This is a genomic window from Cryobacterium sp. Hh38, assembly GCF_004403235.1.
Taxonomy (GTDB): Bacteria; Actinomycetota; Actinomycetes; order Actinomycetales; family Microbacteriaceae; genus Cryobacterium; species Cryobacterium levicorallinum.
Window position 1 is genome coordinate 79520 of sequence record NZ_SOHD01000022.1, and the last position, 22813, is coordinate 102332.

Consider the following 22813-nt stretch of genomic DNA (forward strand, 5'->3'; position numbering starts at 1 on the left):
TCGTGCCATCGACGAGCGAGTGGCTGGCCGACAACACGGCCCCGGCGCTCGTGATCCCCGAGGAGAGAGGCACCCCAATGAGCAGCGACCCACCAATCGACGACGTCACCGACGACGACATCGAAGTCACCCATTCCAAGGCCTGGGCGGCTGGCGTTCCGGGCGTGCTGCACTCGATGGAACCGGCGATCACTCAGATGGGCGCCCGGCGGGGGATGCGGGCTCTGCTCTCGATGAACCAGAAGGACGGCTTCGACTGTATGAGCTGCGCCTGGCCCGACCCGGGCCAGCGCAAGGCCTTCGAATTCTGCGAAAACGGTGCCAAGGCCGTCACTTGGGAGGCCACACCGATCACAATTCCCACCACCTTTTGGGCCGAGCACTCGCTGGCCGACCTGCGCGAGAAGAGCGAATACTGGCTCGGCATGCAGGGTCGGCTGATCGAACCCGTGTACAAGCCGGCTGGCAACGACCACTACCGCCCGGTCAGCTGGGCCGAGGCGTTTCGGGTAATTGCGGCCAAGCTCAACGGGCTCGACTCACCCAACCAGGCCGCCTTCTACACCAGCGGCCGCGCGTCCAACGAGGCCGCATTCGCCTATCAACTGTTCGCCCGCGCCTACGGCACCAACAACCTGCCGGACTGCTCCAACATGTGCCACGAGTCCACGGGCTGGGGAATGGGCCAGACCGTCGGAATCGGCAAAAGCACGATCAGTTACGACGACTTCGCGAAATCAGACCTGATCATCATCATGGGCCAAAACCCAGGCACCAACCATCCACGTATGCTCACGGCGCTCGAAGAAGCCAAGGATGCCGGTGCCCAGATCGTCGCCGTCAACCCGCTGCCCGAGGCGGGCCTGCGCCGCTACAAGAACCCGCAACGGGTGCGCGGAATCATCGGTCACGGCACCGACATGGCCGACCAGTTTCTGCAAATTCGCATTGGTGGCGACATGGCGCTGCTGCAGGCGGTTTCCAAGCGGGTACTGGACGCCGATGCGGCCGCCCCCGGCACAGTGCTCGACCAGGCCTTTCTCGACGAACATTGCCACGGGCTGGCCGAGTTGCGGCAACATTTGTCGCAACTTGACGAGCGGATGGTCCTGGCCGCGACAGGCCTGCGTGCGGCCCAAATTGACGAACTTGCGCAGCGCTACCTCAACGCCGATCGGGTGATTATCACTTGGGCGATGGGGCTGACGCAACAGAAAAAGGGCGTCGAGACCATCAAAGAAATCATCAACCTGCTGTTGTTGCGCGGAAACATCGGCAAGCCCGGTGCCGGAGCCTCCCCGATTCGCGGACACAGCAACGTGCAGGGCGACCGCACCATGGGCATTTGGGAGCAGATGCCGCCCGCCTTCCTCGACGCCCTTCAGGCCGAGTTCGGCTTCGATCCGCCACGTGCGCATGGCGTTGACTCCGTCGACGGCGTGCGTGCCATGCGTGACGGAAAAATGAAGGTGTGGATGGGGCTCGGCGGTAACTTCGTCGCCGCCATGTCCGACACCGGCATTGCCGAGGCTGCCATGGCCCGCACCGAAATGAGCGTGCAGATCTCGACTAAGCTCAACCGGTCCCACGCCGTGACCGGCGAGGAAGCCCTGATTCTGCCGACCCTGGGGCGCACGGAAATCGACGAGCAGGCCAGCGGCGAGCAGTTCGTCTCGGTGGAGGACTCAGTCTGCGCGGTGCATCCGTCCTGGGGCAAGCTCACGCCAGTCGCACCGAACCTACTCTCCGAAGTTGCCATCGTCTCCCGGCTGGCGAGTGCCGTCCTGGGCGAGCGGGTTACCGTCGACTGGGCCGGATTTGAGGCCAACTACGATCGCATCCGCGACCACATCGCCCACGTGGTCGGTGGGTGCGAGAACTACAACGAGCGCATCCGGCAAGACGGCGGGTTCGTGCTGCCGAACGGGCCGCGCGATTCGCGCACGTTCACCACCCCTACCGGCAAAGCGATGTTGACCACGAACACCCTCGAACACCTCGAGGTGCCACCCGGGCGCCTGGTGCTGCAGACACTGCGCAGCCACGACCAGTTCAACACCACTATCTATGGCCTCGACGACCGCTACCGCGGGATCAAGAAGGGCCGTCACGTGGTGTTCATCAACAAGAAGGACCTGATCGCCCTCGGGTTCGCCGACGGTGACCTGGTCGACGTGCACAGCGAGTTCAGCGACAACGTCGATCGGGTGCTACGCGGGTACCGGCTGGTCGCCTATCCGACGCCGCGCGGCTGCGCGGCCGCCTACTATCCAGAGGCGAACGTGCTCGTGCCACTGGACAGCGTCGCCGACGGCAGCAATACGCCGGTGTCGAAGGCGGTCATCATCCGATTGGAGCGGTCGAAGGTGTGATGCGGATGGGGCGAGCTCTTGCGCAGTTTGAGCTCCTGTACGGTTTGAGCTACTGAGCAGTTTGAGCTACTGAGCAGTATTGACCCAGCCGGTTTCGTCGGGTGCCTCATTCTCGGGCTGCCGGCAGACAGCGATCACGATATCCGCTGCCCGGGCGATGGCCGCGTGCGACGCCATCGCCGAGTTGGCGGCGGCCAAACCGGCGGCATAGCCGACGACGAAAGTTGTGATCGGGGCGGCCATCGGGCTGACCGCATGGGCGGCTTCGTCTGCGACATTGAGAACGAGGTGGTTGTCTACGTCAAGGTCTAAAATCTGGAGGGCCTGGCTGAGACGGCGGGTCCACTGGTTGAGAATGTCTGCGTCTACGGCATTGTGGGTCACAGCAGCTCCTTCAGTTGCCTGGTACCTCGGATGCATGGCTGATGAGAGGATACCCGGAACCAGAAAACTGTGTGCGAAGCAACGGTATCGAAGGGCGAACTACCAGCCCACGGTACCAGTAGAGCCCTTGAACGGCCCCACGATTTTCTTAGTGATCCAGCCGCCGTAATAGTCGCCGTCCTGCGCGCGCACCGTCTCACCGTCGACGGTGCAGCGGTCCATCGCGCCTGGGTAGACGGCGATACGTTCAGCCAGAATTTCGTACCCCGGTGACGGTGTGGAATAAAACCAGCCCGCACGGGGGCTGGAGCCGATCGAGAGGTAGCCGGCCACGCCCTTGTATTCGCAGTAGCTGTGGCCCGCTGCCGGCTTCAGCAGACCGGCGGCAAAAGCACTTCGCGGCAGGTAGTACACGGGCGGGTGACTGGTTTCCAGCACACGTACGACGTCGCTGGTGTCGACGATCGTCGCGCCGTTCAGCTCGATCGTGACGTGTTCCGTGGTGTGTTCAACCAAAGGTGGGCGCGGGTAATCCCACACTGATTCCTGGCCGAGACGTACCGGGTCGCGTTTCACTGGCTCAATCATGCCCCGATGATAGGGCGGCAAGCTGCGAACTACGTCGGCATTCAGTTTGTGCGTTGCCGCGCCACACTCGTTCAGCGCTCGACGGGGGCTGCTAGTGCGCCCTGCGTTGGGGTAGCCATGGAATAGGCCCGATGATTGCGTGGTTCGGTTACACGTGCCGGCAATTACCACTACCCGTACGCAAGCCGGGACATTCTCGAATTGACAGAGCAACGCGGGGCAGATGTTGGCGATGCCACGACCAAGGCACATTTGAACGAGGAGATCTACCCATGACCACAGTCCCCACACTCACTCTTAACAACGGCACGTCCATACCTCAGCTTGGCTTCGGCACATTTCAGATCACCCCAGAAACGACCAAAGCGGCGACCCTCGCCGCCCTTGAGGCCGGCTACCGACACATCGACACGGCGGAGATGTACGGCAATGAGAAAGAGGTCGGTGAGGCCATTGCAGCGTCCGGTATCGCCCGTGCCGATATCTACGTCACGAGCAAGCTCAACAATGGGTTCCACGACCGCGCCGACGCCCTCGCCGCGTTTGACCGTACCCTCGAAGCACTCGGCTTCGACTACCTGGACCTGTTCCTCATTCACTGGCCGCTCCCGGCCGTCGGCGACTACGTCGCAACCTGGAAGGCGATGGAGGAGATGCAGAGCTCCGGGCGCGTCCGGACGATTGGCGTGAGCAACTTCCAGCAGGCGCACTTGCAGCGCCTGTTCGACGAAACCGACACGGTGCCGGCCGTCAACCAGATCGAGGTACACCCGTACCTCACGCAGGATTCACTGCGTGCATTCAACACCGAGCACGGCATTGCAACCGAGGCCTGGTCGCCGCTCGCGCAAGGGGCGGTTCTCTCTGACCCGGTGATTATCGGGATCGCCGACCGCCTCGGTAAGACCGCCGCGCAGGTTACCCTGCGCTGGCACCTGCAACGGGGCGACATCGTCTTCCCGAAGTCGGTCACCCGCAGCCGGGTCGAGGAAAACTTTGCCCTGTTCGATTTCTCCCTCACCGAAGCGGATATCGCCGCCATCACTGCGCTGAACCGCGACGAGCGCACGGGCCCGAACCCCGACGAGTTCAACTACATCCCGTAGCTTGCCGCAGCGGCGGCCGGAGGCTGCCGCTGCCAATAAATCTGGCTACAGTGTGCGCATGGTGAGCTCGGATGCGCAGGTTTTGATGGTCGACTGAACTGCGCGTCGATCTGGATCCCCAGCCGGGCACGGACTTCTCCGACACCATTCCGGTCGCTGTCGAACTGAAGAGCCTGCCGGCCGAGGCTGGTCTGATGGCGTTTGTGAAGACATCCGGAAATCGCGGACTGCACGTGTTCGCGCCGATCACCCCGACCCGCGAATTTCTTGATGTGCGGCACGCGGTCATCGGCGCGGCGCGTGAGCTAGCACGACGGATGCCCACCCGGGTCACCACAAACTGGTGGAAGGAAGAGCGCGGCGAGCGCATCTTCATTGACTACAACCAGGCCAACCGCGACCGCACCATGGCCGGTGCCTACAGTCCCCGGTCGCTGCCGCACGCGCCGGTGTCCTGCCCGCTGGAGTGGAGCGAACTCGCCCAAACCGACCCGCACGCCTTCACGATTCTCACCGTGCCGAACCGACTGCGCGACCAGGGCGACCCGTGGGCGACCATGCATGAGCAACCCGGCTCGATCGACGTCCTGCATTCGTGGTGGGAGAGCGATTTGGCCGATGGCCTGGGTGAGTTGCCGTTTCCGCCGGACTTTCCCAAGATGCCGGGGGAGCCGCCGCGCGTGCAGCCGAGCCGGGCCCGTCGCCCCGACTAGCGCTACGCGTTCAGTTCACGATGCGCTCGCCGGGCACGGGCGGCTCCGGCGGGGTGCCGGTGCCGAAAGGACGGCCGCCGAGATCGGCGCGAGAATGCGGTGCCAGCCAGGCGGCGGCATCCGGCCCCTTCGGCACTATGCCGCTGGGATTGATATCGACGTGGGTCACGTAGTAATGCTTCTTGATCTGATCGAAATCGATCGTGTCGCCGAAACCCGGAGTCTGGAAGAGGTCGCGGGCATAGGCCCACAGCACCGGCATCTCGCTGAGCTTGTTTCGATTGCACTTGAAATGACCGTGATACACCGCGTCAAAGCGTGCCAGAGTCGTGAACAAGCGGATGTCCGCCTCGGTTATCGTGTCGCCCACGAGATACCGCTGCCCGGCCAGGCGTTCTTCGAGCCAGTCGAGCCGAGCAAACAGAGCGTCGTAGGCCCGCTCGTACGATTTCTGGCTGCCCGCGAAGCCGCACTTGTAGACGCCGTTGTTCACGTCGTGAAAGATTAGGTTGGCGACCTCGTCGATCTGGGTCCGCAGGGCTTCGGGGTAAAGGTCGGGGGCGCCGGCCCGGTGGTGTTCCGTCCACTCGGTCTCAAAATCAAGGGTGATTTGCGGGTAGTTGTTGGTGACGACCTTGCCAGAGGCAACATCGACGATCGCCGGCACGGTGATGCCGCGCGGGTAGTCGGGAAAACGGGCGAAGAAGGCCTCCTGCAGGCGTTCGATGCCGAGCACCGGGTCGAGCCCGTCGGGGTCGAGGTCGAAGGTCCAGCTGTTCCTGTCGTGGGTCGGGCCGGGTAAGCCCAGTGAGATGACGCCCTCGAGGCCGAGCAGGCGGCGCACGATCGTGGTGCGGTTCGCCCAAGGGCAGGCCCGCGCTGCGACCAAGCGGTAGCGACCCGCCTCGACCGGCCAGCCGTCCCGGCCGTCCCGTGTAATGCGGTCCTCGATGTAATGGGTGTCGCGGTTGAAGTCCAGGCCAGGCGTGATGTAACTGGGATTCAGGCTCATAGTGCCACGCTACGCGCCTCGGGCCGTTTCTAAACCGCTTCGCCGAGCTGCTCGGCGATTTCGGCGTCGGTGCGGGCGTCGATGATGCCCCACATTATGTGGGTGGGGCCGCTGCTGTCGCTCGGTTCGGTGCGTGGCCGGCTGGCCCAGCCGTGCGCAACGACGGCAGCACCGAGGTATTCGAGGGAGTCGGCGATGCGGGTTTTACGAATCTTGCCGGCCAGTACGCTGCCGTCGGGCGCCTGACGCCAGCCGCGCTTGTGGGCGACGACGCGAGCTATTTCTTCGTTGGTCAGCCAGCGCGAAAAGCTGCGGGTGGGCGGGTCGATGGCAATCAGCTTCATGCCGACACTGTACCCGCCCGGCCCCGGCACCTCGTCACAGGCGCCGATCGGGGCGATAATCACAGGACCACCCGAATCGACAAACTCGGCACCAGTTGGATGGTCAATATCGCCGGTGTCGCTGCCGCGTCTGCGGTTGCCTCCGAGCCCGGTGACGCGGAATTTCGGGACGACGTCACCCGGTGACTTGTCGGTACGTCGGCCAAGAAAAATTTCTGCGCGCGACGGCGTGTGTCGACCTAGGCTGAGCCCGTGATGAATTCACCGGCGACACACATCGCTCGCGACGCGAGCAACAGTTCGGCACTGCAACTGCTGGCACGGCTGGGGTTCGCCGTCAACGGGCTGCTGCACATCCTGATCGGGTCGATCGCGATTACCGTGGCGATCGGTGCGGGCAGCGGCTCCGCCGACCAAAGCGGGGCACTCGCCCAGCTGGCCTCGAGCCCGGGCGGGGTGTTTTTGCTGTGGACCGTCGTGGTCGGCATGTTCGCCCTCGGGCTGTGGCTGGTCGTCTCCGCATTCGTGATGCAGGACGAGCCCAAACGAAAATGGGCGCGTCGTCTGGCCAACATTGCCAAAGCCATCGTTTATATCGCCCTCGGCGTCACGGCGCTGACCTTCGCCCGGGGCGGTACGTCGAGCTCGGCCGGCAGTACGCAGAGCGCCAGTTCGTCGTTGCTGTCCTCGCCGGGCGGCGTCATCGTGCTGTTCCTGGCCGGTGTGGCCGTGCTCGGCGTCGGCGGCTATTTCATCTATAAGGGTGCAGCGCAAAAGTTCCGGTCAGACCTCGCCGTGCCGGGCGGATCGGCCGGCCGCGCGGTCATCGCCCTCGGAGTCGTCGGCTACGTCGCCAAGGGCATCGCGCTCGCCGTGGCCGCGATCCTCGTCGGCGTCGCCGCGGTCACCAATGATGCCAGCAAATCCACCGGGCTCGACGGGGCGCTCAAGGCGCTCGCCGCCCTGCCGTTCGGAACCAGTGCCCTGATCCTGATCGGTGTCGGACTGATCGCCTACGGCCTGTACTGCTTCGTTCGCGCCCGCCGCGCCCGGTTGTAGTCCGCGGGACGCATGGCGGGTGTCCCAGGCGATCACCCCGCCGAGCACGACGAGCGAGATCGACAGTGAAGCGAGGGCATCCGTTGCCCAGTGATAGCCGAGATAGAGACGGCTGATCGCGGCGACCCCGATGCAGAGCGCCGCGATGCTGAACCCGACGATGGCAGCACGCCGACCGGGGCGCCGGGACACGACCAGGTAAGTCAGCACCAGTACGAAATCGGCAGCACCGAGAACGTGCCCCGACGGAAACGAGTACGAGTGGTCGGCGCCGAACAGCATCAGCTCGATCGGTGGGCGGCTGCGGGCGATGAGCGGCGCCAGAATCTGCGCCAGAATGACCCCGGTGAGCATGGCTATGGCGAGTAGGAGCGGTCGCCACGCGTGCTTGCCCCAGACCCCCCAGGCGACGGTCAAAACCAGCACGATGATCGGCAACGCGACCGGTCCGAAGATGATGGCCAGGCCGATCATGATCAGCGTCAGGGTCGGCGAGCGGTTGTCGACGAGCCACTCGCGAACCGGCGAATCGTAGAACGACGACCGGTCCGGTTGCAGCACGTCAATGAGCACGCCGATGAAGAGCAGGATGCCGACACCGGCCAGGGCGATGGCGGTCAGGCGCAATTGCCGACGCGCGGCCGTGGACAGCGGCCGGGCGTCGACGAGAAACTTTCCGTAGAGGGTGCGCCACACCGTTGCGGACCGGACACCGCCCATCTGTTCGTCCTTTCGGTAGAAGAGTGTCAGTGCCGTTTCAAATGTTCGGCGGCGCACAACCGGCGTTCGCCGTCGAGTTTTGCCGCCAACGGCGCCCAGACTACAACGGCGATGCCCACGCCGAGCAGTAGGGCGCCGATCGTGTCGGTCAGCCAATGCGCTCCCAGGTAGGTGCGGCTGATCATCATGGCCAGAGTGTAGGCAGCTCCGAGTATCCAGACCCACCATCGTGAAAATAGGAGTGCGAAAATGGTGGCCATGACGGCCGCGTTTGCTACGTGCCCCGAGGGAAACGACCCAAAATCGACACTCACCAGAATGTCCTGGGGCCGGGTTCTCCCGAACAAATTCTTAAGCACCTGCACGGCGCCGCCGGTGAGTATCGTCGCTGCGAGGTAGAACCCGACCGCCCAATACTGCCGGGCCAGCAGCAGAACGCCCACGATCAGTGTGGGAATCAGCAGCGACGCCGTGAGCCCGAAGCCGAGGTAATTCAGCACCAGCGCTGGCGCGTCCAGGGCCGGCCCGCGAAACCGATCCATCCAGGCGAGCCAGGACCGGTCGATGGCGAGTGACCCGGCATCGATGGTGTCAGCGGTGCCACGCAGCAGCACCAGATAGCCGAGGGCGATTGTGAGAGCGAGCGCACCGAGACCGCTGATCAGCGGCCACCGACGCGTGATGCGTTTCGCGCGTGGTGTCGCCGATCCTTCCGGATGCCGATCACTCACCATGGGGTAATGCTAGATCGCGCGTACATCATTCGCTGACAAATTCGCCCGGGGTCCTGTCGGGACGCCAGCCTCACCAGGACGGCTGACGCAGCCGGCCGGTCGCGGTCCATTCGGCGAACTTAACCTCGGCGACCTGGGACGGGCGCACCCAGACCGCGCTGGCGGCATCCGCTGGGGGAATGTCACTGAACGGTGTCGTCTTGCGCACCAGTCGCTTCAGACTTGTGTGGATGCTGGCCAGGTCGCGGTCGGCGAACTCGGTGCCGACCCGGCCGACGTAGCGCAAGGCCCCGTCGGTGGGAACCCCGAGCAGCAGGGATCCGATCGTGCCCGACCGGTTTCCTTTGCCGGGCCGCCAGCTGCCGACTACGACCTCCTGGGTGCGGAAGTGTTTGATTTTCACCCAATGTCGCGACCGGCGCCCCGCGCTGTAACGGCCATCCTGTCGTTTGGCCATGATGCCTTCGAGCCCGAGCAGGTCGAACAGCATGAACTGCACCGGAGTCTTGTTCACCGCAGCGGCCACCTCCCGCGGCTCGGTCAGCCTCAGGCGGGTTTGCAGCAGCCCGAAATCGGGGCGTCCGCCCGGGTCGACGGCCACGATCTCGCCGTCGAGCACCGCGGCATCCGTTTCGGTGGTGGCCAGCGCGGCGAGTAGATCGGTCGTGAGATCGGGATAGGACACGGTCACATCGTGCCCGTTGCGGGTGACCAGACGCACGCCCTGCTCGGCCGGGGAGACGTAGGCGAGGCCCGCATGCCGTCCCACTTCATCTCGAACGCCCAGTCGTCGTCGCCGAGGTCGGCTGCGGAGCCGGCGGCGGCGAGCATGGGGGAGTAGGTGTTCTTGGGTGGTGCGTGGCCGATCTGCCCGGCGGTCGGGCGGGCATTGGTGTGTGAACCGCCAGCCCCGTCGCGTGGCTTCATCCGGTGAATCAGCCAGTTGTTCGCCGCCCCGCGTCCGGCGCTCGTGCGAATCAGGGCGAACCGGGCGGTGCCGCCGAGTCCGGCGTGGGGTTCGCCGTGCAGAGTCACGATCACTTCGTCGTCGCGCCATTTTTCGAGGTCGTAGTCGCCGCGATCCCAGATCGAGACGTCGCCGGCACCATATTCTCCAACCGGAATGTTTCCTTCAAAGCTGCGGTGTTCGAGCGGATGGTCCTCCACGTGAACCGCAAGCCGGTTCTGGGTCGGCGACACCGGCACGCCGCGCGGCAGAGCCCACGACACCAGCACCCCGTCGTGTTCGAGGCGGAAATCCCAGTGCAGGTTGCGGGCGTGGTGCTCCTGAATGACGAAACTCTGCCCGGCGGTCTCGCCCGGATGCAATTCCGGAACGGATGCCGGCACCGGCTCCGGTGTCTTGCTCGCGTCCCTCTTGTCGCGCATCTGGACCGGTGCGATCACCTTCGGACTCGTCAACGTGCCCGTCAAGGTGTACAGCGCCACTGAAGATCACGACGTCTCGCTGCACCAGGTGCACGATGCCGATGGGGGACGCATCCGCTATCAACGTCGGTGTGAAGTGTGTTCCAAGGTCGTTCCGTATGACCACATCGACACGGCCTTCGACAACGGCGAGCAGACCGTGGTGCTCAGCGCCGAGGACTTAGCGTCGTTGCCTTCCGAGCACAGCAAGGAGATTGACGTGGTCGAGTTCGTGCCGAGCGACCAGATCGATCCGATCATGCTCGACAAGAGCTATTTTCTCGAGCCAGACGGCAAATCGTCGAAGGCGTACGTGTTGCTCCGCCGCACGCTCGAGGCCACCGATCGTACGGCGATCGTGCACTTCGCGCTGCGGCAGAAGACCCGGCTGGGCGCGCTGCGGGTGCACGGCGACGTGCTGATGCTGCAGTCCCTGCTCTGGGCTGACGAGGTGCGCGAGGCGAAATTCGGGTCCCTCGACATGCGGGTTAACATCAGCTCCAAGGAGCTGGAGCTGTCGGCGGCCCTGGTGGAGTCGTTCGCGGCCGATTTTGCGCCAGATGCCTTCAGCGACGACTATCAAGATGAATTACGGGCCCTGATCGAGGCCAAACTGAAGCGCGGCGACGCCGTCGACACCGAGAAGACGCGCGCCCCGATGAAGACGATGGCGAGGGCGGCGAGGTGCTCGACCTGATGGAGGCCTTACGCCGCAGCGTCGAAGCCAGCCGGGATCGCGCCAAGCCGAAGGCGAAGGCGAAGCGGGCTCGTTCCGCCTCCTGACTTCCCGCCACTTCACGATTCGCGGGAGCTGCGCCGCTGCGCGGGAGGCGGAACTCCCGCGTACTGGCGCAAGTCCCGCGCGGCACGCTGCCGCGGCGACGAGCACGATGTTCGGGGCGGTGGCACCATGGCGACATACCAGAACCCACCGAAAGGAACGTCACCGTCACCGGCGTCATCGAGTTCGCACCGGGGGAGCGTCCGACCGGACCGTTCACCGTGACGGTGCTGATTGAAGGCGTGTCCAAAGCGGATGCTCCGAGCACCATCGTGGGCCACTCCCGCACCGAGATCCCCGCGCTCGCCGCGGACACGAACTCCGATGCCTTTGCGGGGTTGCCGGTGACCGTGACCGTGCCTGCGGACGCGCTTGCGGGCATCCGTCCGCTGAATTTGCGCATTCATGTGCGGGAGGGATCCCCGGACACAGAAGTGCGCCAGAAGTCCGATTCGCGCGAACCCCTGACGCACGTCGCGGCCGGGGAACGGCCCCAGCCTGACTCGGCCATCGAACGCCCCGACATCACCGAGGGGGATTTCGTCTCGACGCAGTCCCACCCGGTGCTGCCGAAGGGGTCAGTCCGTGTCCCGGTTCAGCGTGTCTGAACCGGCACGCACTTCGGCCTCGTCGAACGACGTGATCACGCCGCCGAGGCTCTCATAGCCGGTGAGCGATGGACCCCACGCAGCGTCGTTGAACCACTTGTGGAACAGCGCGCTGTTGGTGCCGGTGAGGAACACGTCCAGCCGGCCGGGTGCCCAGGACACGACGCGCGGCTGCGAGGTGGCGATGCCGCCCATGTTCTCGTAGCCGGTGATCGAGGGACCCCCGGCTCCGCTGAACCACTTGTGGAACACGGCCCGGTTGGTACCGAGCACGAACGCATCCAACCGGTTTGCACCCTACGACACCACCGGGCTCGAACTGGCCCGTACGGTTTGCGGATACATGAGGTTGACCGCGGCGATATCACCGGCCGATAGCGCGGTGCGCTGACCGATCTGCGCTCCGGCCTGCACCAGGGTGATCGTCTCAAGCCCATTCTTCGAGAACGCGGTGCGCGGATAGTGCATGATCGAGCCGTAGTCATACCCACCGACATCGTCACCGTCGACGATGTGCTGGTCGAACTGGTTCTCCATACCCGACTCAATGTTGGCCACGTTGATCGTCACGAAGGCGTTGCGATCCTCCCGACTCTGTTCGTGCCAGAGCCCGACCGCGTGGCCGATCTCGTGGATCGCATTACCGGTGCTGCAGCCGGTCCCCAAACTGATGGTTTGCATGCCGTTACCCTGCATACCGAGCATCGACCAGCATCGACCAGCATCGACCAGCATCCGCCAGAATCGCTGAACTCGATGAAGTTGGAGAATTGCCCCGTATTGGCCGCCGTGCGTTCGGTAAAGCGGATGGGAGTGCTGGCCTCCCAGTGGGAGATCGCGTCGCGCACCCGCTGCTGGTTCGGAAGGGCGGCGTTGATCCGAAACGGAACGTGGGCGTTCGGCCATCGAAAGCGCGCGCCGGTGATGGCCACGCCGCGGGCACGACCGTCGTCGTGGCTTTCGGCATCCTTGGTCTGCTCCAACTCGGCAACCGTGCCCAGCACAATGTCACCTTCGAAGACGGCCAGATTGTTGACCTTGTAGTAGACCACTTCGGTTGGCCCGAAGGTGACGCCGGAGATGAAACCGGATACCGATTCGCCCGCTTGAAATTCACCCTCACTAACGAATTTCTGGTCGCCCCCGGGGCCGGAAATATTTTCTGCCATGGAACTACTCCCTGGGCGCTCTGTCCCTTGCTGGCACTGTGCCGGAACGCGCGTCAGGCTACGCCGCCGGGCGTTATCGGAGCGTTACTCGGGGCCGGTGCACGGAGTCGCGCCCGGCGGCCCACAGTTCGGCATTGCGCACCACGATCAGTCCGGCGTGCCGACCAGCCGTTCGATCGCAGCGAGCGGGATCGGCAGCCAGGCGGGTCGATTGCGACTCTCATAGACAGCCTCGTAGAGAGCTTTGTCGAGCTCGAAGGCCTCGAGCAAGGCAAGCTGCTCGGCCAGTTTGAGGCCGGAGCGTTCCGCGTAACCGTCGAGGAAAGCGCCACGGCAGGCCATTGCCCAATCGGAAATCATCGGCAGATTCTTCGTCATCGCACAGGACGACGAACCGGCTGAGGCGAGGGTGACCGCGGCTTCGGCCGTGGTCGCCGTCATCGCGCCGGACACGTAGGAGAAGGATCGCAGCATGCCGGCGACGTCGCGCAGCGGGACATCGGGCCGGGTGCGCTCCCGCAGAGTGCGTAGCGGTTCACCCTCGAAATCCAGCAGCACCCAGCCGCGGCCCTGCACGTCGAGAACCTGCCCGAGGTGAAAGTCACCGTGGATGCGCTGGAGTCTGGGCCACGCCGCGGATTCCGCCCGGGCAAACACCGCTTCGATGGCGCTCTGGTATTTGGCCAACAGCGGGACTTCACGCAGGGTCTGACTGCAGCGCAGTTTGATCTTGGCCATTTCCTCGGCAATGACTTCGGGGCTCGCCTCCAAGGTCGGCAGGGTGCGCGCGAGATCGTGGTGCACGTCGGCGGTGGCCTGCCCCAGCCGGAAGGCCGGGCCGGTGAAATCACTGCCCGCGGCGGCAGCGATCAGGGCCGTGCGCCAGGCATCCGGTGCATCGGGCAGAAACTCCTGGGCAAATGCCAGGTGGCCGACCGCTCTCTGGCCGGGCTCGGCCGGATCGTCCCACTGGCCGAGCACGGCACCGAACGGCAGCGGGATGCGAGTTGAGCCGGCACCGGCCAGCGCAGCCTGCACCGTCACATCCGGATTCTCTCCCGCATGAATAATTCGGAAGACCTTGCAAATAATCGGCACCGCTGGCGAACCGGATGCGTCGACGCGCTCCACGATGATCGAGGTATTGGATTGCTCTCCGCTGAGCACCCGACTCGATATGACGGTTGCGGCCGTCGTGCTGGAAGGGGCGGTGGAGCGCGGGCGCAGGTCCTCGCCCCGCGCGCTGGCGGCGGAGCGGTCGGTCGCCGTTGGTTTGGTGGACACGGACACGTCCTGCCGCTCCATGAATGCCAGCAACGCGGCAGCGAAGGCGGGGTCGTAGGCGGCATCGTAAATGTAGCGGGCGTTGAGCGAGCCCGGTTGGCGCACGGTGATCAGGGCGTTGTCGGCGCCGGGCAATTCCTCGAAGCGTTCAGTGGTCGGCAACTGGTACAGCGTGAGGGTGAGGCTCGCTGTGTCGAGCACGAAATCAACGCGGATGGTGACTCCCGGCTCGGCGCAGTCGAGGGCGAAGTGCCCGATGCTGCGCAGCGCGGGAACTCGCCCCTTGTTGCCGAACCAACGCTGCGTCGACACCCAGGCATTGACGTAGCTGGGCAGTGGGGTGCCGCGATGGTTGGGGGCGAGGTCGGCGGTGTTGTGGGGCTGCGAATCTCGGTCTGGACGGTGAGCGCTGTCTCCATCGATCATGCCGCCAGCGTAGCGTCCCAACCGGGATTCTGTCGGCGCGCCCGAGGACCCGAACTTGGGGCTTGCGGTAGCCTCTGTCAAGCCCCCTAACCGGGATTGCGTCGATCGGGCGACAATTTCGGCGCCCCAAGTTACAATTGTAAACAACGGACAGCGTGGTGGGACGCCTTCAGATGATGCTAGACATCCATTGGGGAAGAACCGTGCAGGGTATGCCCCAGCGATATTCATTGGAACCGGTCGTGCAGGAATCAACTCCGTCGATCATCGCTCGCAAGCTGCGCTACGCGATCGCGCACGGCGAGGTCGCTCCCGGGTCGCAACTGGGTGAGGCAGAACTCGCCCGTGAACTCGGTGTCAGTCGAGGCCCTCTGCGCGAAGCCATGCGGCGCCTGACGTAGGAGGGACTCCTGGTCAGCATTCGCAACCGGGGTCTGTTCGTCATCGAGATGACGGACGCTGAGATTCGTGACATGTACGTGCTGCGCACCGCCATCGAGTCGGCGGCCTGCAAGCTGCTGGTGCGGGCGGACCACGTAGCCGCCGGCAAGGAACTGCTGACCCAGGTATCAGAGATGGAGAATGCTGCCGCCATCGGCAATCGTGCCGCCATGAGCGACGCCGACATGGTCTTTCATGAACGCCTTGTCGCCCTGAGTGGCAGCCGCCGCTTCGCGCGCATCCACAGCACCCTGATGACGAAGACCCGGATGTGCCTGACCGTACTCCAGGACTCCTATCGGGTCGACGGGGAGTGGATCGCGGAGCATCGCGGTATCGCCGAGGCTGTGTTCAACGGCGACGGGCCGCTGGCCGAGAGTCGGCTCAGCGACCATGCCGAGGCCGCGCTGGCGCGACTGACCGATTCGACGGCATCCATTTCGGTGTGACCGGCATCTGAATGCCCGGACCTTTGGGGTCGGGCACAGTCGTTCCAAGCCGGTAGCTTCGCCTTTTTGTTCCCGGCGGCGAACGATTCAGGCCGTGCGCGGCGGCAGGATGACGTGGGGCAGACTGGCCGGTTCGACGCGGATGCTGGTGCGCTCGCAGCCAGTGCACTTGAGGACGTAGAGCGGAAGGGTGATGCGCAGGGCCTGCGCGGGGTTGGGTTTCAAATCAGCGGGTGACTTGCAAAACGGGCAGGTGAGTCGCATCGCGGGGGTTTCCCTTGGCTCAGTTCTGCGCAAGCGGTAGCTCGCGTCAGATTGACCATAGGGTGTTCCGTGTTTCTCTGCTGCCCCTTGAATTCGCCGCCAAACTGTGTGTAAAGAACAGTCTGGCCGCACCGCTAAACGGATGCCGCGAGCAGGCTCACGACGACGGTGTCGTCCTTCGTCGACAGCTGGCCGACCTCGGCGAACCCGAGGCGGCCGTGGAACGCGAGGGATCCCGGATTCGGCGGTTCGAGGTTGACCTCGCACAGCACCTCGGCGAGCAGCTCGCGGCGGGCCGCACCGAAGATGGCATCGTAGAGAACCTGGCCGAGCCCCTGCCCGCGAAAACCGTCGGCCACGACGATGCGGTCGACGTAGAGAAAATCGGTGGATCGCTGGGAGAACCAGCGGTAGTTCTCGCTCGCGTACTCGGCGCCGGCGACAAAAAGGATGGCAAAGCCGAGTACCTCGGCGGCCGCATCGTCGTCGGCGACGACAGCGACCGCGAGGTGGCTGTGTTCGACCAGCGCGACCAGTGCCGGCGCATCCAGCTCATTGACCGCTGGAACGGCGGCATTGTTGAGCGCGAGCAGGCGCGGCAGGTCGGCGGCCACGAGGGAACGAATCGAGTAGGTCACCCACTAACGATAGGCCAACGCCCTGGCCCGCGAACCACGGGCCCGCTACGCCTCCGAGCGCGCTCCGGCCCGGTACACGGCGGTCGCGATGACGAGGTCTTCCCATGACATCCCGGTGCTCTTGAAGACGCGCGGAGTTTCCGCCGTGACGGCGACGGTTCCCGTCACGATGTCAAGCAGCGGCACGAGCTCGTGCGGGGCGATGACACCCTCGGCCACCGCGATGATGACGTCGCCGGCCTCCCGTTGCGCCGTGGCCGGGTCTTCGACGACGACCTGCGCGCGGGCGAGGAGCGCTGAGTCGAGCTCACGGGCATCCGTTTCGTGCGAACCGACGGCGACGACGCAGCAATCGGCGTGCACCAGGCTGCCGTCGAACAGCGGAGTACGCGCGGTGGTGGCGCAGACGATCAACTGGGCCGTTGCCACGTCAGCGGCCGTGCCTACCTGGGCCGGCAGGCCGCTGGCGGTCACCCGGGCGGCGAACAGCTCGGCGCGGGGCTGGTCTCGGGCCACGATCGTGACCCGGTCTATTGAGCGGATGGCCCGCATCGCCTCGATATGCCCCCAGGCTTGCGGCCCCGAACCGAACACCACCAGGTGTTCTACGGCGGCCGGAGCCAGGTAGTCGGCGGCCGCGGCCGACACGGCCGGGGTGCGCAGGGTCGTGATCGCGGCGCCGTCGAACAGCGTGATCGGCGTGAGCGTCAGGGCGTCGAGCAGCAGATAGACGCCCTGAATGCGCTCCCGACCAAGGGCCGGGTTGCCCGGCGTGACCGACGCCACTTTGATGCCGACGAAATCCGAAGCTTCAGTGGGCATGAGCAGCAATTGGCCGTTCGCGACCGCCAGAACCTGCCGGGCGAAGTCACGCACCGGATCGAGCCCGGTGGCGAGCGCGTTCTGCACGGCTCGCACCGCCGTACCGTAGTCCACCCGCTCAAAAATTTCTTCGGTGGTGACCATGGTGGTCGGAGCGGGTCTGGAGCTTGTAAATGTCATCCGTCGCAGACTATCGGGCGGCCTGCGTCCGCAGCACTGCCAGAATGGACTGTCGCCGTTTCAGCCTGGCGACACGTTTCACGGTGGCAAGAGGAGACAACGGCGTATGACTCACCAGGTGAGCACGACCAAACCGAGCACGGATAACTACCGGGCCGCCCGCGACCAGTTGCTGGCGCTGCGCAACGATCATTCCCGTGCCGCGCAGGAGTTTGAATGGCCCGACGTGGGGGAACACTTCAACTGGGCCACCGACTGGTTCGACGTGCTCGCACGCGGCAACGACAAAATCGCTTTGTGGATCGTCGAAGAAGACGGCAGCGAGCAGAAGTTCAGTTTCGCCGAGATGGCGCAACGCTCCGACCAGGTGGCCACCTGGCTGGCCCGGCAGGGCGTGCGGCACGGCGACCATGTCATGCTCATGCTCGGCAACCAGCTCGAAATCTGGGAGGCGATGCTCGCCATTATGAAGGTCGGCGCGGTCATCATGCCGACCAGTGCCGTGCTCGCCGCTCATGACCTGACCGACCGGGTGCTTCGCGGCGGCGTCACCCATGTGATCGCGAACTCGTCCGATGCAGCCAAGTTCGACGATGTTCCCGGCGACTACACCCGCATCAGCGTCGGCGCGCCGCGCCCCGGGTGGGCCGACTTCGCGGACGCCTACGCGCTCACCCCGGAACCCATCGCGACGGTCGTGGCATCCGGTGACCCATCGCTGATCTACTTCACCTCCGGTACGACGAGCAAGCCCAAAATGGTGCTGCACTCGCAGACCTCCTACCCGGTCGGCCACCTGTCGACCATGTACTGGCTGGGCCTTCGCCCCGGAGATGTGCACCTCGCCATCAGCTCGCCCGGCTGGGGCAAGCACGCCTGGAGCTGCTTCTTTGCCCCGTGGATCGCCGAGGCGACCGTATTCGTCTACAACTACTCCAAGTTCGATCCCAGCGCCCTCATCGCCCAGCTGCATCGAGCGAAGGTCAGCACGTTTTGCGCGCCGCCGACGGTCTGGCGCATGCTCATTCAAGCGGATGTCGGCCCCCGGCCGGCCGCCCTGCGCGAGTTGCTCTCCGCCGGGGAACCGCTTAACCCCGAGGTCATTCGGCAGATCGACAACGGCTGGAAACTGACCATCCGCGATGGCTTCGGCCAGACCGAGACCACCGCCATCGTTGGAAACGGTCCCGGATCGGTGCTGAAGGCCGGGTCGATGGGCCTGCCCCTGCCCGGCGTCTCGATCAAGCTGCTCGACCCGATCACCGAACTGCCCGCCGAGGAAGGTGAGATCTGCCTCGACCTGTCGACGAGCCCGGTCAACTTGATGACCGGCTACCACGGCGAACCCGACCTTACCGCGCACGCCATTCGCGGCGGTTTTTTTCACACCGGCGACGTCGCCACAGTGGATGCCGACGGCTACCTCACCTTTATCGGCCGCACCGACGACGTGTTTAAGTCGAGCGATTACAAGGTGTCGCCGTTCGAGGTGGAGAGCGTGCTGCTCGAACACCCCGCGGTCGCCGAAGCCGCCGTGGTTCCCGCGCCCGATGCCACCCGGCTGAACATTCCCAAGGCGTACATCCACCTCGCCCCGGGCTGGGAGCCGACGGCCGAAACCGCCGAAGCCGTGCTTCGGCATGCCCGTACCGGCCTGCCCGCCTACATGCGGGTGCGCCGGGTGGAATTCTTCGAGCTGCCCAAGACCATCTCCGGCAAGATCCGCCGGGTCGAACTACGCGAGCGCGAAGCCGACGCGGCAAATGCCGGCACCCGGCTGCCGAATGAATGGCGCGACGACCAGTTTCCGGGGCTCACGCGCTAGCAGCATCCGCTCGAAAAATCTGCGGGAAAGTCGGCGCTTACAGCCCGAGACCGGGCCTGGCCCCCTCGCTAGCGTGGAAGCATGACCCTCCTCGACAACCCGCGTGCCACGACAACCGACGACACAGGCTGGGCTGGCTTCACCGCCGGGCCGTGGCAGCACGGCATTGATGTTCGAGATTTGATCCAGCGCAACTACACGCCGTTCACCGATGATGCGAGCTTTCTGACCGGCGCCACCGACCGCACACTGGCGCTCTGGGCCCGGCTGACGGAGATGTTCCCCCGGGAGCGCGCGCTCGGCGTCTACGACGTCGACCCGACCACCCCGGCATCGATTACCGCGCACGCCCCCGGCTACATCGACCAGCCGAGCGAGACCATTGTCGGTCTGCAAACGGATGCCCCGCTTAAGCGAGCCATTATGCCCTTCGGCGGCTGGCGCACACCCGGGTCGAGGTACTGCCCTTTCATCAGATGGGCGAGGACAAGTGGAATCGCCTGGCCATTCCGTATTCGCTGTACGGCGTGCTGCCGCCCGATTCCGCGCTGCAGGAGCGGGTGCGGGCCCAGTTCCGCGCCCGCGGCCTCACGACGTTCTGGCTAGAAGCGGGCGAGCAACTCCGTTTTTTTGGCGTGGAATTCGGCATCCGTCACCACGCCGGCTTCGCGCAGCTGACCGAGCTGGGAGAGGTGAAGGGCGATTCCGGTCGCTCCCGCAGGGTGGCCTTCGAGTTCGCGGCGCGCGGGCGCGGGGGCGAGGGCCGCGACCGGTGCCGGTGCCGGGGTGACCGGGTGCACCGCGGCCACCCCTGTGGCGGGTGAATGACCGGACTGGGACATCCGGTCGATCCAGGCCAGTGCGATCGCCGAGAGAATGAACACCATGTGAATGATGACCTGCCACAGCACGCCGTCCCAGGTGTAGATATTGCCGGTGATGGTTTCGGTCGGGTTGTTATCGACGGGGGTGCCGCGCGCGGCCAGGTCGCCGACCTCGATAAAGGTCTTGAGCAGGTGGATCGACGAGATGCCGACGATGGCCATGGCGAGCTTGACCTTGAGCACGTTGGCATTGACGTGGGAGAGCCATTCCGGCTGGTCGGGGTGCCCTTCCAAACGGATGCGGGACACAAACGTCTCGTAGCCGCCGATAATGACCATGATCAGCAGGTTCGCGATCATGACGACGTCGATCAGGCCGAGCACCGAGAGCATGATCGCGGCTTCTTCGACGTGGATGCCACCGTCGTCCCCTGGCACGGTCAGCGAGGTCCAGACGTCGCCGCCGAGGTTGATGAGCTCGACCATGAACACGATCACGTAGATGATCTGCGCGATGATGAGCCCGATATAAAGCGGCGCCTGCAGCCAGCGGCTGAAGAAGATCATCAAGCCGACGCTGCGCACCCAGCGCGACTGCGGGCGGAACGGGCGGGGGAACTCGGTTTCAGTCACCGGTTGATCATAAGGGAGGCCCGGGTGAGAACCTCCTGTGCGCCGCAGCGCCTGTGGACGTACGCTGACGTGTTGATGAATCCGGTCACGATGGCCGCGCGCCAGCATTGTGGGCGCCTGGGCGGGACGATCAGGAAGGTCGCAGCGAACGCTCAAGAGCTCTGCGGCCGGTGGGCAGGCCTCCGGACAGATCGGTCGGCTCCAGTCCGAGCAGCGCGGCGAAATGGGCGGATGGTTCGACGCCGAGCTCACGGCCCAGATGGGCGCGAAAACTGCGGTACACCGGCACCGCCGAGGCATAGTTGTCTTCGGCGAGATGGCAGCGCACGAGCAGATGCTGGGTGCTCTCCCGCAACGGATCGACAACCGCAGCGGCACGGGCCGCGCCCAGGGCGCGACTGAAACTGCCGGCCAGCAGATGGGAGCGGGCCAGGGATTCCAGGGCGTCCACCCTCTGATTGAGCAGATGGTCCTGCTGTTCCAGCGCCCATTCCTCGTACCAGCCCGGCAACAGGTTGGCCTCCTGCAATACATCGACGGATTCCGGCGGCAACGGCAACCCGCCGGTCAGGGTGATCTCGGTGATCAAATCGCGTACCTTGTGCAGATCCACACGCACCGCCGCGTCGAGCTGCAGCGGATCGGTTGCGTGGAGCAATCGGGGGAGTTCGTGCGAAATACGAAACACGCTCGCTCGCAGGTTGCCGGCCGACTGACGCTCGGAGCTATCCGGCCAGAGCAGCGCGGCCAGCACGTGCCGCGGTTGGGTGTGCAACACGGCGAGGGCCGCGAGCAGCCGCTGCTGGCGGGCACCGACCTCGACTGGCACGCCGCTGTAGCGTAACTGCCAGTAGCCCAGCACGCGAAGATCCCAGCCCGGTGTCACTGAAAATCCCATGAGTGCTCGATCCGCGAAAAAGTACAAAGCTGACCCGCAACCTCAGGCGGGATCCGCTACCGCCCAGAATGGCCACCCCGGGGCGGTTGTCAATGCCGTGTGCGCGCCAAAAAGTGGATGCTCCGCCACCGCCAACGCGTGCCCCCGACAGCTGGCAGTAACCAGCCAGTAACGCCGGGGTTTGTACAGTTGGCCTGCGGCATCCGCTGGCAATCGGCCCTTTTGATCGGATCGTCATGAAGCAATTGGCACTCTGCGTGGGCATCAATCGGTTCGAGAACCTGCCGATGAGCAGTTGGCTGAACGGCTGCGTCAATGATGCCGAAGACCTCAGTGCATTGCTCGGGAGCGCCTTCGGATTTGCCGACTCAAGCATCACCCTGCTGACCGACCAAGCCGCGACCCGGGATGCGGTTTACGGAACGCTGGTCGAGGCGCTCGACCGGGCGAATACCCCGGGGGAGCATCTGGAGCGCATTCTGTTCACCATGTCGAGCCACGGCACGCAGGTGGCCGACACCGATAACGAAGAGCCTGACGGCGTCGACGAGGCCTTTGCCACCTGTCACCTGCGTCAGGTCGGCACCCAGTGGGACCTCGAATCGCTCATCGTCGACGACGAACTGCACACCTTGTTTTCCCGGTTGCCCGAGGGGGTGCTGCTCGACGTAATTTTCGACACCTGCCATAGCGGTAGCGGCCTGCGGGCGATGGACCAACTCCTCCTACCGGATGACCGTCGTCCACGCTTCGTGCCCCCACCGACACCGCTAGGCCGGGACGGCACAGCGGTCGCGGGCGCGAACACCCGCATACTGCGCGATCTGGTGCGTACCTCGTCGGCCGTTGCGAAGCCCGTGTCGCTGGCCGCATGCCAGGCCGACCAGGAAGCGATCGACGCGAACTTTGACGGGCGGTACAACGGCGCGTTCACGCATTTTCTGCTCGAGGAGCTGCGCAGCGGGGCCGGCGCCAGTCGCGCCGACGTCGTCAAGCGCGTCAACAAGAAGTTGCGCGCCCGTAAGTTCGAACAGATCGCGCAGCTCGAGGCACCCGACCCCGGCAAAACAACGGCGTGGGGCACCGCGTTCTGAACGCCGCGCTCGTGCGC

The 22813-nt window shown here is 65.0% G+C and carries 25 protein-coding genes and 3 pseudogenes; 11 read left to right on the forward strand and 17 right to left on the reverse strand.

Annotated features, from left to right (window positions below; translation table 11 throughout):
* Window positions 1-77: 77 nt before the first annotated feature.
* Entirely contained in the window at window positions 78-2372 is a 2295-nt protein-coding gene (locus tag E3T41_RS07620) for an FdhF/YdeP family oxidoreductase (protein ID WP_092452143.1), read from the forward strand.
* A 66-nt stretch (window positions 2373-2438) separates the two neighbouring features.
* On the opposite strand, the gene E3T41_RS07625 is transcribed toward E3T41_RS07620, so the two are convergent.
* Together E3T41_RS07625 and E3T41_RS07630 are read right to left on the reverse strand one after the other, a co-directional pair.
* On the reverse strand, window positions 2439-2756 hold the full coding sequence (locus E3T41_RS07625) for a DUF6457 domain-containing protein (protein ID WP_092452140.1): 318 nt from the start codon (window positions 2754-2756) through the stop codon (window positions 2439-2441).
* A 99-nt stretch (window positions 2757-2855) separates the two neighbouring features.
* The gene (locus E3T41_RS07630; RefSeq protein WP_092452137.1) at window positions 2856-3344 is read right to left on the reverse strand and encodes a DUF427 domain-containing protein; all 489 of its coding nucleotides are present in this window, start codon (window positions 3342-3344) and stop codon (window positions 2856-2858) included.
* Window positions 3345-3616: 272 nt separating this feature from the next.
* Between E3T41_RS07630 and E3T41_RS07635 the strand changes: the two genes are divergently transcribed.
* Both E3T41_RS07635 and E3T41_RS07640 read left to right on the forward strand, forming a co-directional pair.
* Entirely contained in the window at window positions 3617-4450 is an 834-nt protein-coding gene (locus E3T41_RS07635) for an aldo/keto reductase (protein ID WP_104131700.1), read from the forward strand.
* Between the two features lie 95 nt (window positions 4451-4545).
* Window positions 4546-5163 (forward strand): annotated as a pseudogene (locus E3T41_RS07640) (ATP-dependent DNA ligase); the annotation flags it as partial.
* A gap of 10 nt (window positions 5164-5173) precedes the next feature.
* On the opposite strand, the gene E3T41_RS07645 reads toward E3T41_RS07640, so the two are convergent.
* Window positions 5174-6175 (reverse strand): glutathione S-transferase family protein, encoded by a 1002-nt coding sequence (locus E3T41_RS07645; RefSeq protein WP_134477960.1) that lies wholly within the window; start codon window positions 6173-6175, stop codon window positions 5174-5176.
* Window positions 6176-6204: 29 nt separating this feature from the next.
* Window positions 6205-6519, reverse strand: coding sequence for a hypothetical protein (locus E3T41_RS07650; RefSeq protein WP_134444602.1), 315 nt, complete (start codon window positions 6517-6519; stop codon window positions 6205-6207).
* Between the two features lie 255 nt (window positions 6520-6774).
* Here E3T41_RS07650 and E3T41_RS07655 point away from each other — a divergent pair, with 255 nt between their 5' ends.
* Window positions 6775-7578 carry a DUF1206 domain-containing protein gene (locus tag E3T41_RS07655; protein ID WP_134477989.1) on the forward strand — a complete coding sequence of 268 codons (804 nt, stop codon included), beginning with the start codon at window positions 6775-6777 and terminating at the stop codon, window positions 7576-7578.
* Window positions 7579-7605: 27 nt separating this feature from the next.
* Here E3T41_RS07655 and E3T41_RS18985 read toward each other — a convergent pair.
* From E3T41_RS18985 to E3T41_RS18485, 4 genes and pseudogenes are all read right to left on the reverse strand, one after another.
* Window positions 7606-8298: pseudogene (locus E3T41_RS18985) on the reverse strand (phosphatase PAP2 family protein); the annotation flags it as partial.
* A 26-nt stretch (window positions 8299-8324) separates the two neighbouring features.
* On the reverse strand, window positions 8325-9032 hold the full coding sequence (locus tag E3T41_RS07665) for a phosphatase PAP2 family protein (protein ID WP_241991071.1): 708 nt from the start codon (window positions 9030-9032) through the stop codon (window positions 8325-8327).
* 70 nt (window positions 9033-9102) lie between these two features.
* Window positions 9103-9801: a hypothetical protein gene (locus tag E3T41_RS18480; RefSeq protein WP_241991072.1), complete on the reverse strand. Its 699-nt coding sequence runs from the start codon at window positions 9799-9801 to the stop codon at window positions 9103-9105.
* Window positions 9720-10361, reverse strand: coding sequence for a DNA polymerase ligase N-terminal domain-containing protein (locus E3T41_RS18485; RefSeq protein ID WP_241991073.1), 642 nt, complete (start codon window positions 10359-10361; stop codon window positions 9720-9722). Before E3T41_RS18485 ends, E3T41_RS18480 begins: the two co-directional genes overlap by 82 nt.
* On the opposite strand from E3T41_RS18485, the gene E3T41_RS07675 reads away from it, so the two are divergent.
* Together E3T41_RS07675 and E3T41_RS07680 are read left to right on the forward strand one after the other, a co-directional pair.
* On the forward strand, window positions 10324-11157 hold the full coding sequence (locus tag E3T41_RS07675; RefSeq protein WP_370257279.1) for a Ku protein: 834 nt from the start codon (window positions 10324-10326) through the stop codon (window positions 11155-11157). The genes E3T41_RS18485 and E3T41_RS07675 overlap by 38 nt on opposite strands.
* A gap of 305 nt (window positions 11158-11462) precedes the next feature.
* Window positions 11463-11849, forward strand: coding sequence for a hypothetical protein (locus E3T41_RS07680; RefSeq protein WP_134477962.1), 387 nt, complete (start codon window positions 11463-11465; stop codon window positions 11847-11849).
* On the opposite strand, the gene E3T41_RS07685 is transcribed toward E3T41_RS07680, so the two are convergent.
* The 4 genes from E3T41_RS07685 to E3T41_RS07695 all read right to left on the reverse strand — a co-directional run bounded on the left by E3T41_RS07685 (window position 11820) and on the right by E3T41_RS07695 (window position 14728).
* Complete coding sequence (locus tag E3T41_RS07685) at window positions 11820-12122, reverse strand: hypothetical protein (protein ID WP_134477964.1); 303 nt, start codon at window positions 12120-12122, stop codon at window positions 11820-11822. The two genes, E3T41_RS07680 and E3T41_RS07685, sit on opposite strands and share 30 nt — an antisense overlap.
* A gap of 24 nt (window positions 12123-12146) precedes the next feature.
* A complete protein-coding gene (locus E3T41_RS18490; RefSeq protein ID WP_241991074.1) occupies window positions 12147-12530 on the reverse strand; it encodes a M12 family metallopeptidase in 384 nt (127 codons plus the stop codon).
* Window positions 12416-13018, reverse strand: a complete 603-nt coding sequence (locus tag E3T41_RS07690) for a M12 family metallopeptidase (protein ID WP_241991075.1) — start codon at window positions 13016-13018, stop codon at window positions 12416-12418. The genes E3T41_RS18490 and E3T41_RS07690 overlap by 115 nt, the downstream gene beginning before the upstream one ends.
* Window positions 13019-13165: 147 nt before the next feature.
* Window positions 13166-14728 (reverse strand): phosphotransferase, encoded by a 1563-nt coding sequence (locus tag E3T41_RS07695; protein ID WP_166791515.1) that lies wholly within the window; start codon window positions 14726-14728, stop codon window positions 13166-13168.
* A 242-nt stretch (window positions 14729-14970) separates the two neighbouring features.
* Here E3T41_RS07695 and E3T41_RS18495 point away from each other — a divergent pair, with 242 nt between their 5' ends.
* Both E3T41_RS18495 and E3T41_RS07700 read left to right on the forward strand, forming a co-directional pair.
* Entirely contained in the window at window positions 14971-15129 is a 159-nt protein-coding gene (locus E3T41_RS18495; RefSeq protein WP_241991076.1) for a GntR family transcriptional regulator, read from the forward strand.
* A gap of 48 nt (window positions 15130-15177) precedes the next feature.
* The gene (locus E3T41_RS07700) at window positions 15178-15618 is read left to right on the forward strand and encodes a GntR family transcriptional regulator (protein WP_241991077.1); all 441 of its coding nucleotides are present in this window, start codon (window positions 15178-15180) and stop codon (window positions 15616-15618) included.
* Between the two features lie 87 nt (window positions 15619-15705).
* On the opposite strand, the gene E3T41_RS17855 is transcribed toward E3T41_RS07700, so the two are convergent.
* The 3 genes from E3T41_RS17855 to E3T41_RS07710 all read right to left on the reverse strand — a co-directional run bounded on the left by E3T41_RS17855 (window position 15706) and on the right by E3T41_RS07710 (window position 17522).
* Complete coding sequence (locus E3T41_RS17855) at window positions 15706-15882, reverse strand: hypothetical protein (RefSeq protein ID WP_166787608.1); 177 nt, start codon at window positions 15880-15882, stop codon at window positions 15706-15708.
* A 134-nt stretch (window positions 15883-16016) separates the two neighbouring features.
* Complete coding sequence (locus E3T41_RS07705) at window positions 16017-16520, reverse strand: GNAT family N-acetyltransferase (RefSeq protein WP_092452112.1); 504 nt, start codon at window positions 16518-16520, stop codon at window positions 16017-16019.
* 45 nt (window positions 16521-16565) lie between these two features.
* Window positions 16566-17522 (reverse strand): ornithine cyclodeaminase family protein, encoded by a 957-nt coding sequence (locus tag E3T41_RS07710; protein WP_241991078.1) that lies wholly within the window; start codon window positions 17520-17522, stop codon window positions 16566-16568.
* A 106-nt stretch (window positions 17523-17628) separates the two neighbouring features.
* Between E3T41_RS07710 and E3T41_RS07715 the strand changes: the two genes are divergently transcribed.
* Window positions 17629-19347 carry an AMP-binding protein gene (locus E3T41_RS07715; protein ID WP_134477968.1) on the forward strand — a complete coding sequence of 573 codons (1719 nt, stop codon included), beginning with the start codon at window positions 17629-17631 and terminating at the stop codon, window positions 19345-19347.
* Window positions 19348-19428: 81 nt separating this feature from the next.
* A pseudogene (locus tag E3T41_RS07720) lies at window positions 19429-19791 on the forward strand (pyruvate formate lyase family protein); the annotation flags it as partial.
* 158 nt (window positions 19792-19949) lie between these two features.
* Here the strand turns inward: E3T41_RS07720 and E3T41_RS07725 are convergent.
* Window positions 19950-20804, reverse strand: coding sequence for a TIGR00645 family protein (locus tag E3T41_RS07725; RefSeq protein WP_241991079.1), 855 nt, complete (start codon window positions 20802-20804; stop codon window positions 19950-19952).
* 130 nt (window positions 20805-20934) lie between these two features.
* Entirely contained in the window at window positions 20935-21702 is a 768-nt protein-coding gene (locus tag E3T41_RS07730) for a BTAD domain-containing putative transcriptional regulator (RefSeq protein WP_134477974.1), read from the reverse strand.
* A gap of 236 nt (window positions 21703-21938) precedes the next feature.
* Between E3T41_RS07730 and E3T41_RS07735 the strand changes: the two genes are divergently transcribed.
* The gene (locus tag E3T41_RS07735) at window positions 21939-22796 is read left to right on the forward strand and encodes a caspase family protein (protein WP_134477976.1); all 858 of its coding nucleotides are present in this window, start codon (window positions 21939-21941) and stop codon (window positions 22794-22796) included.
* The last annotated feature ends 17 nt before the right edge of the window (window positions 22797-22813 follow it).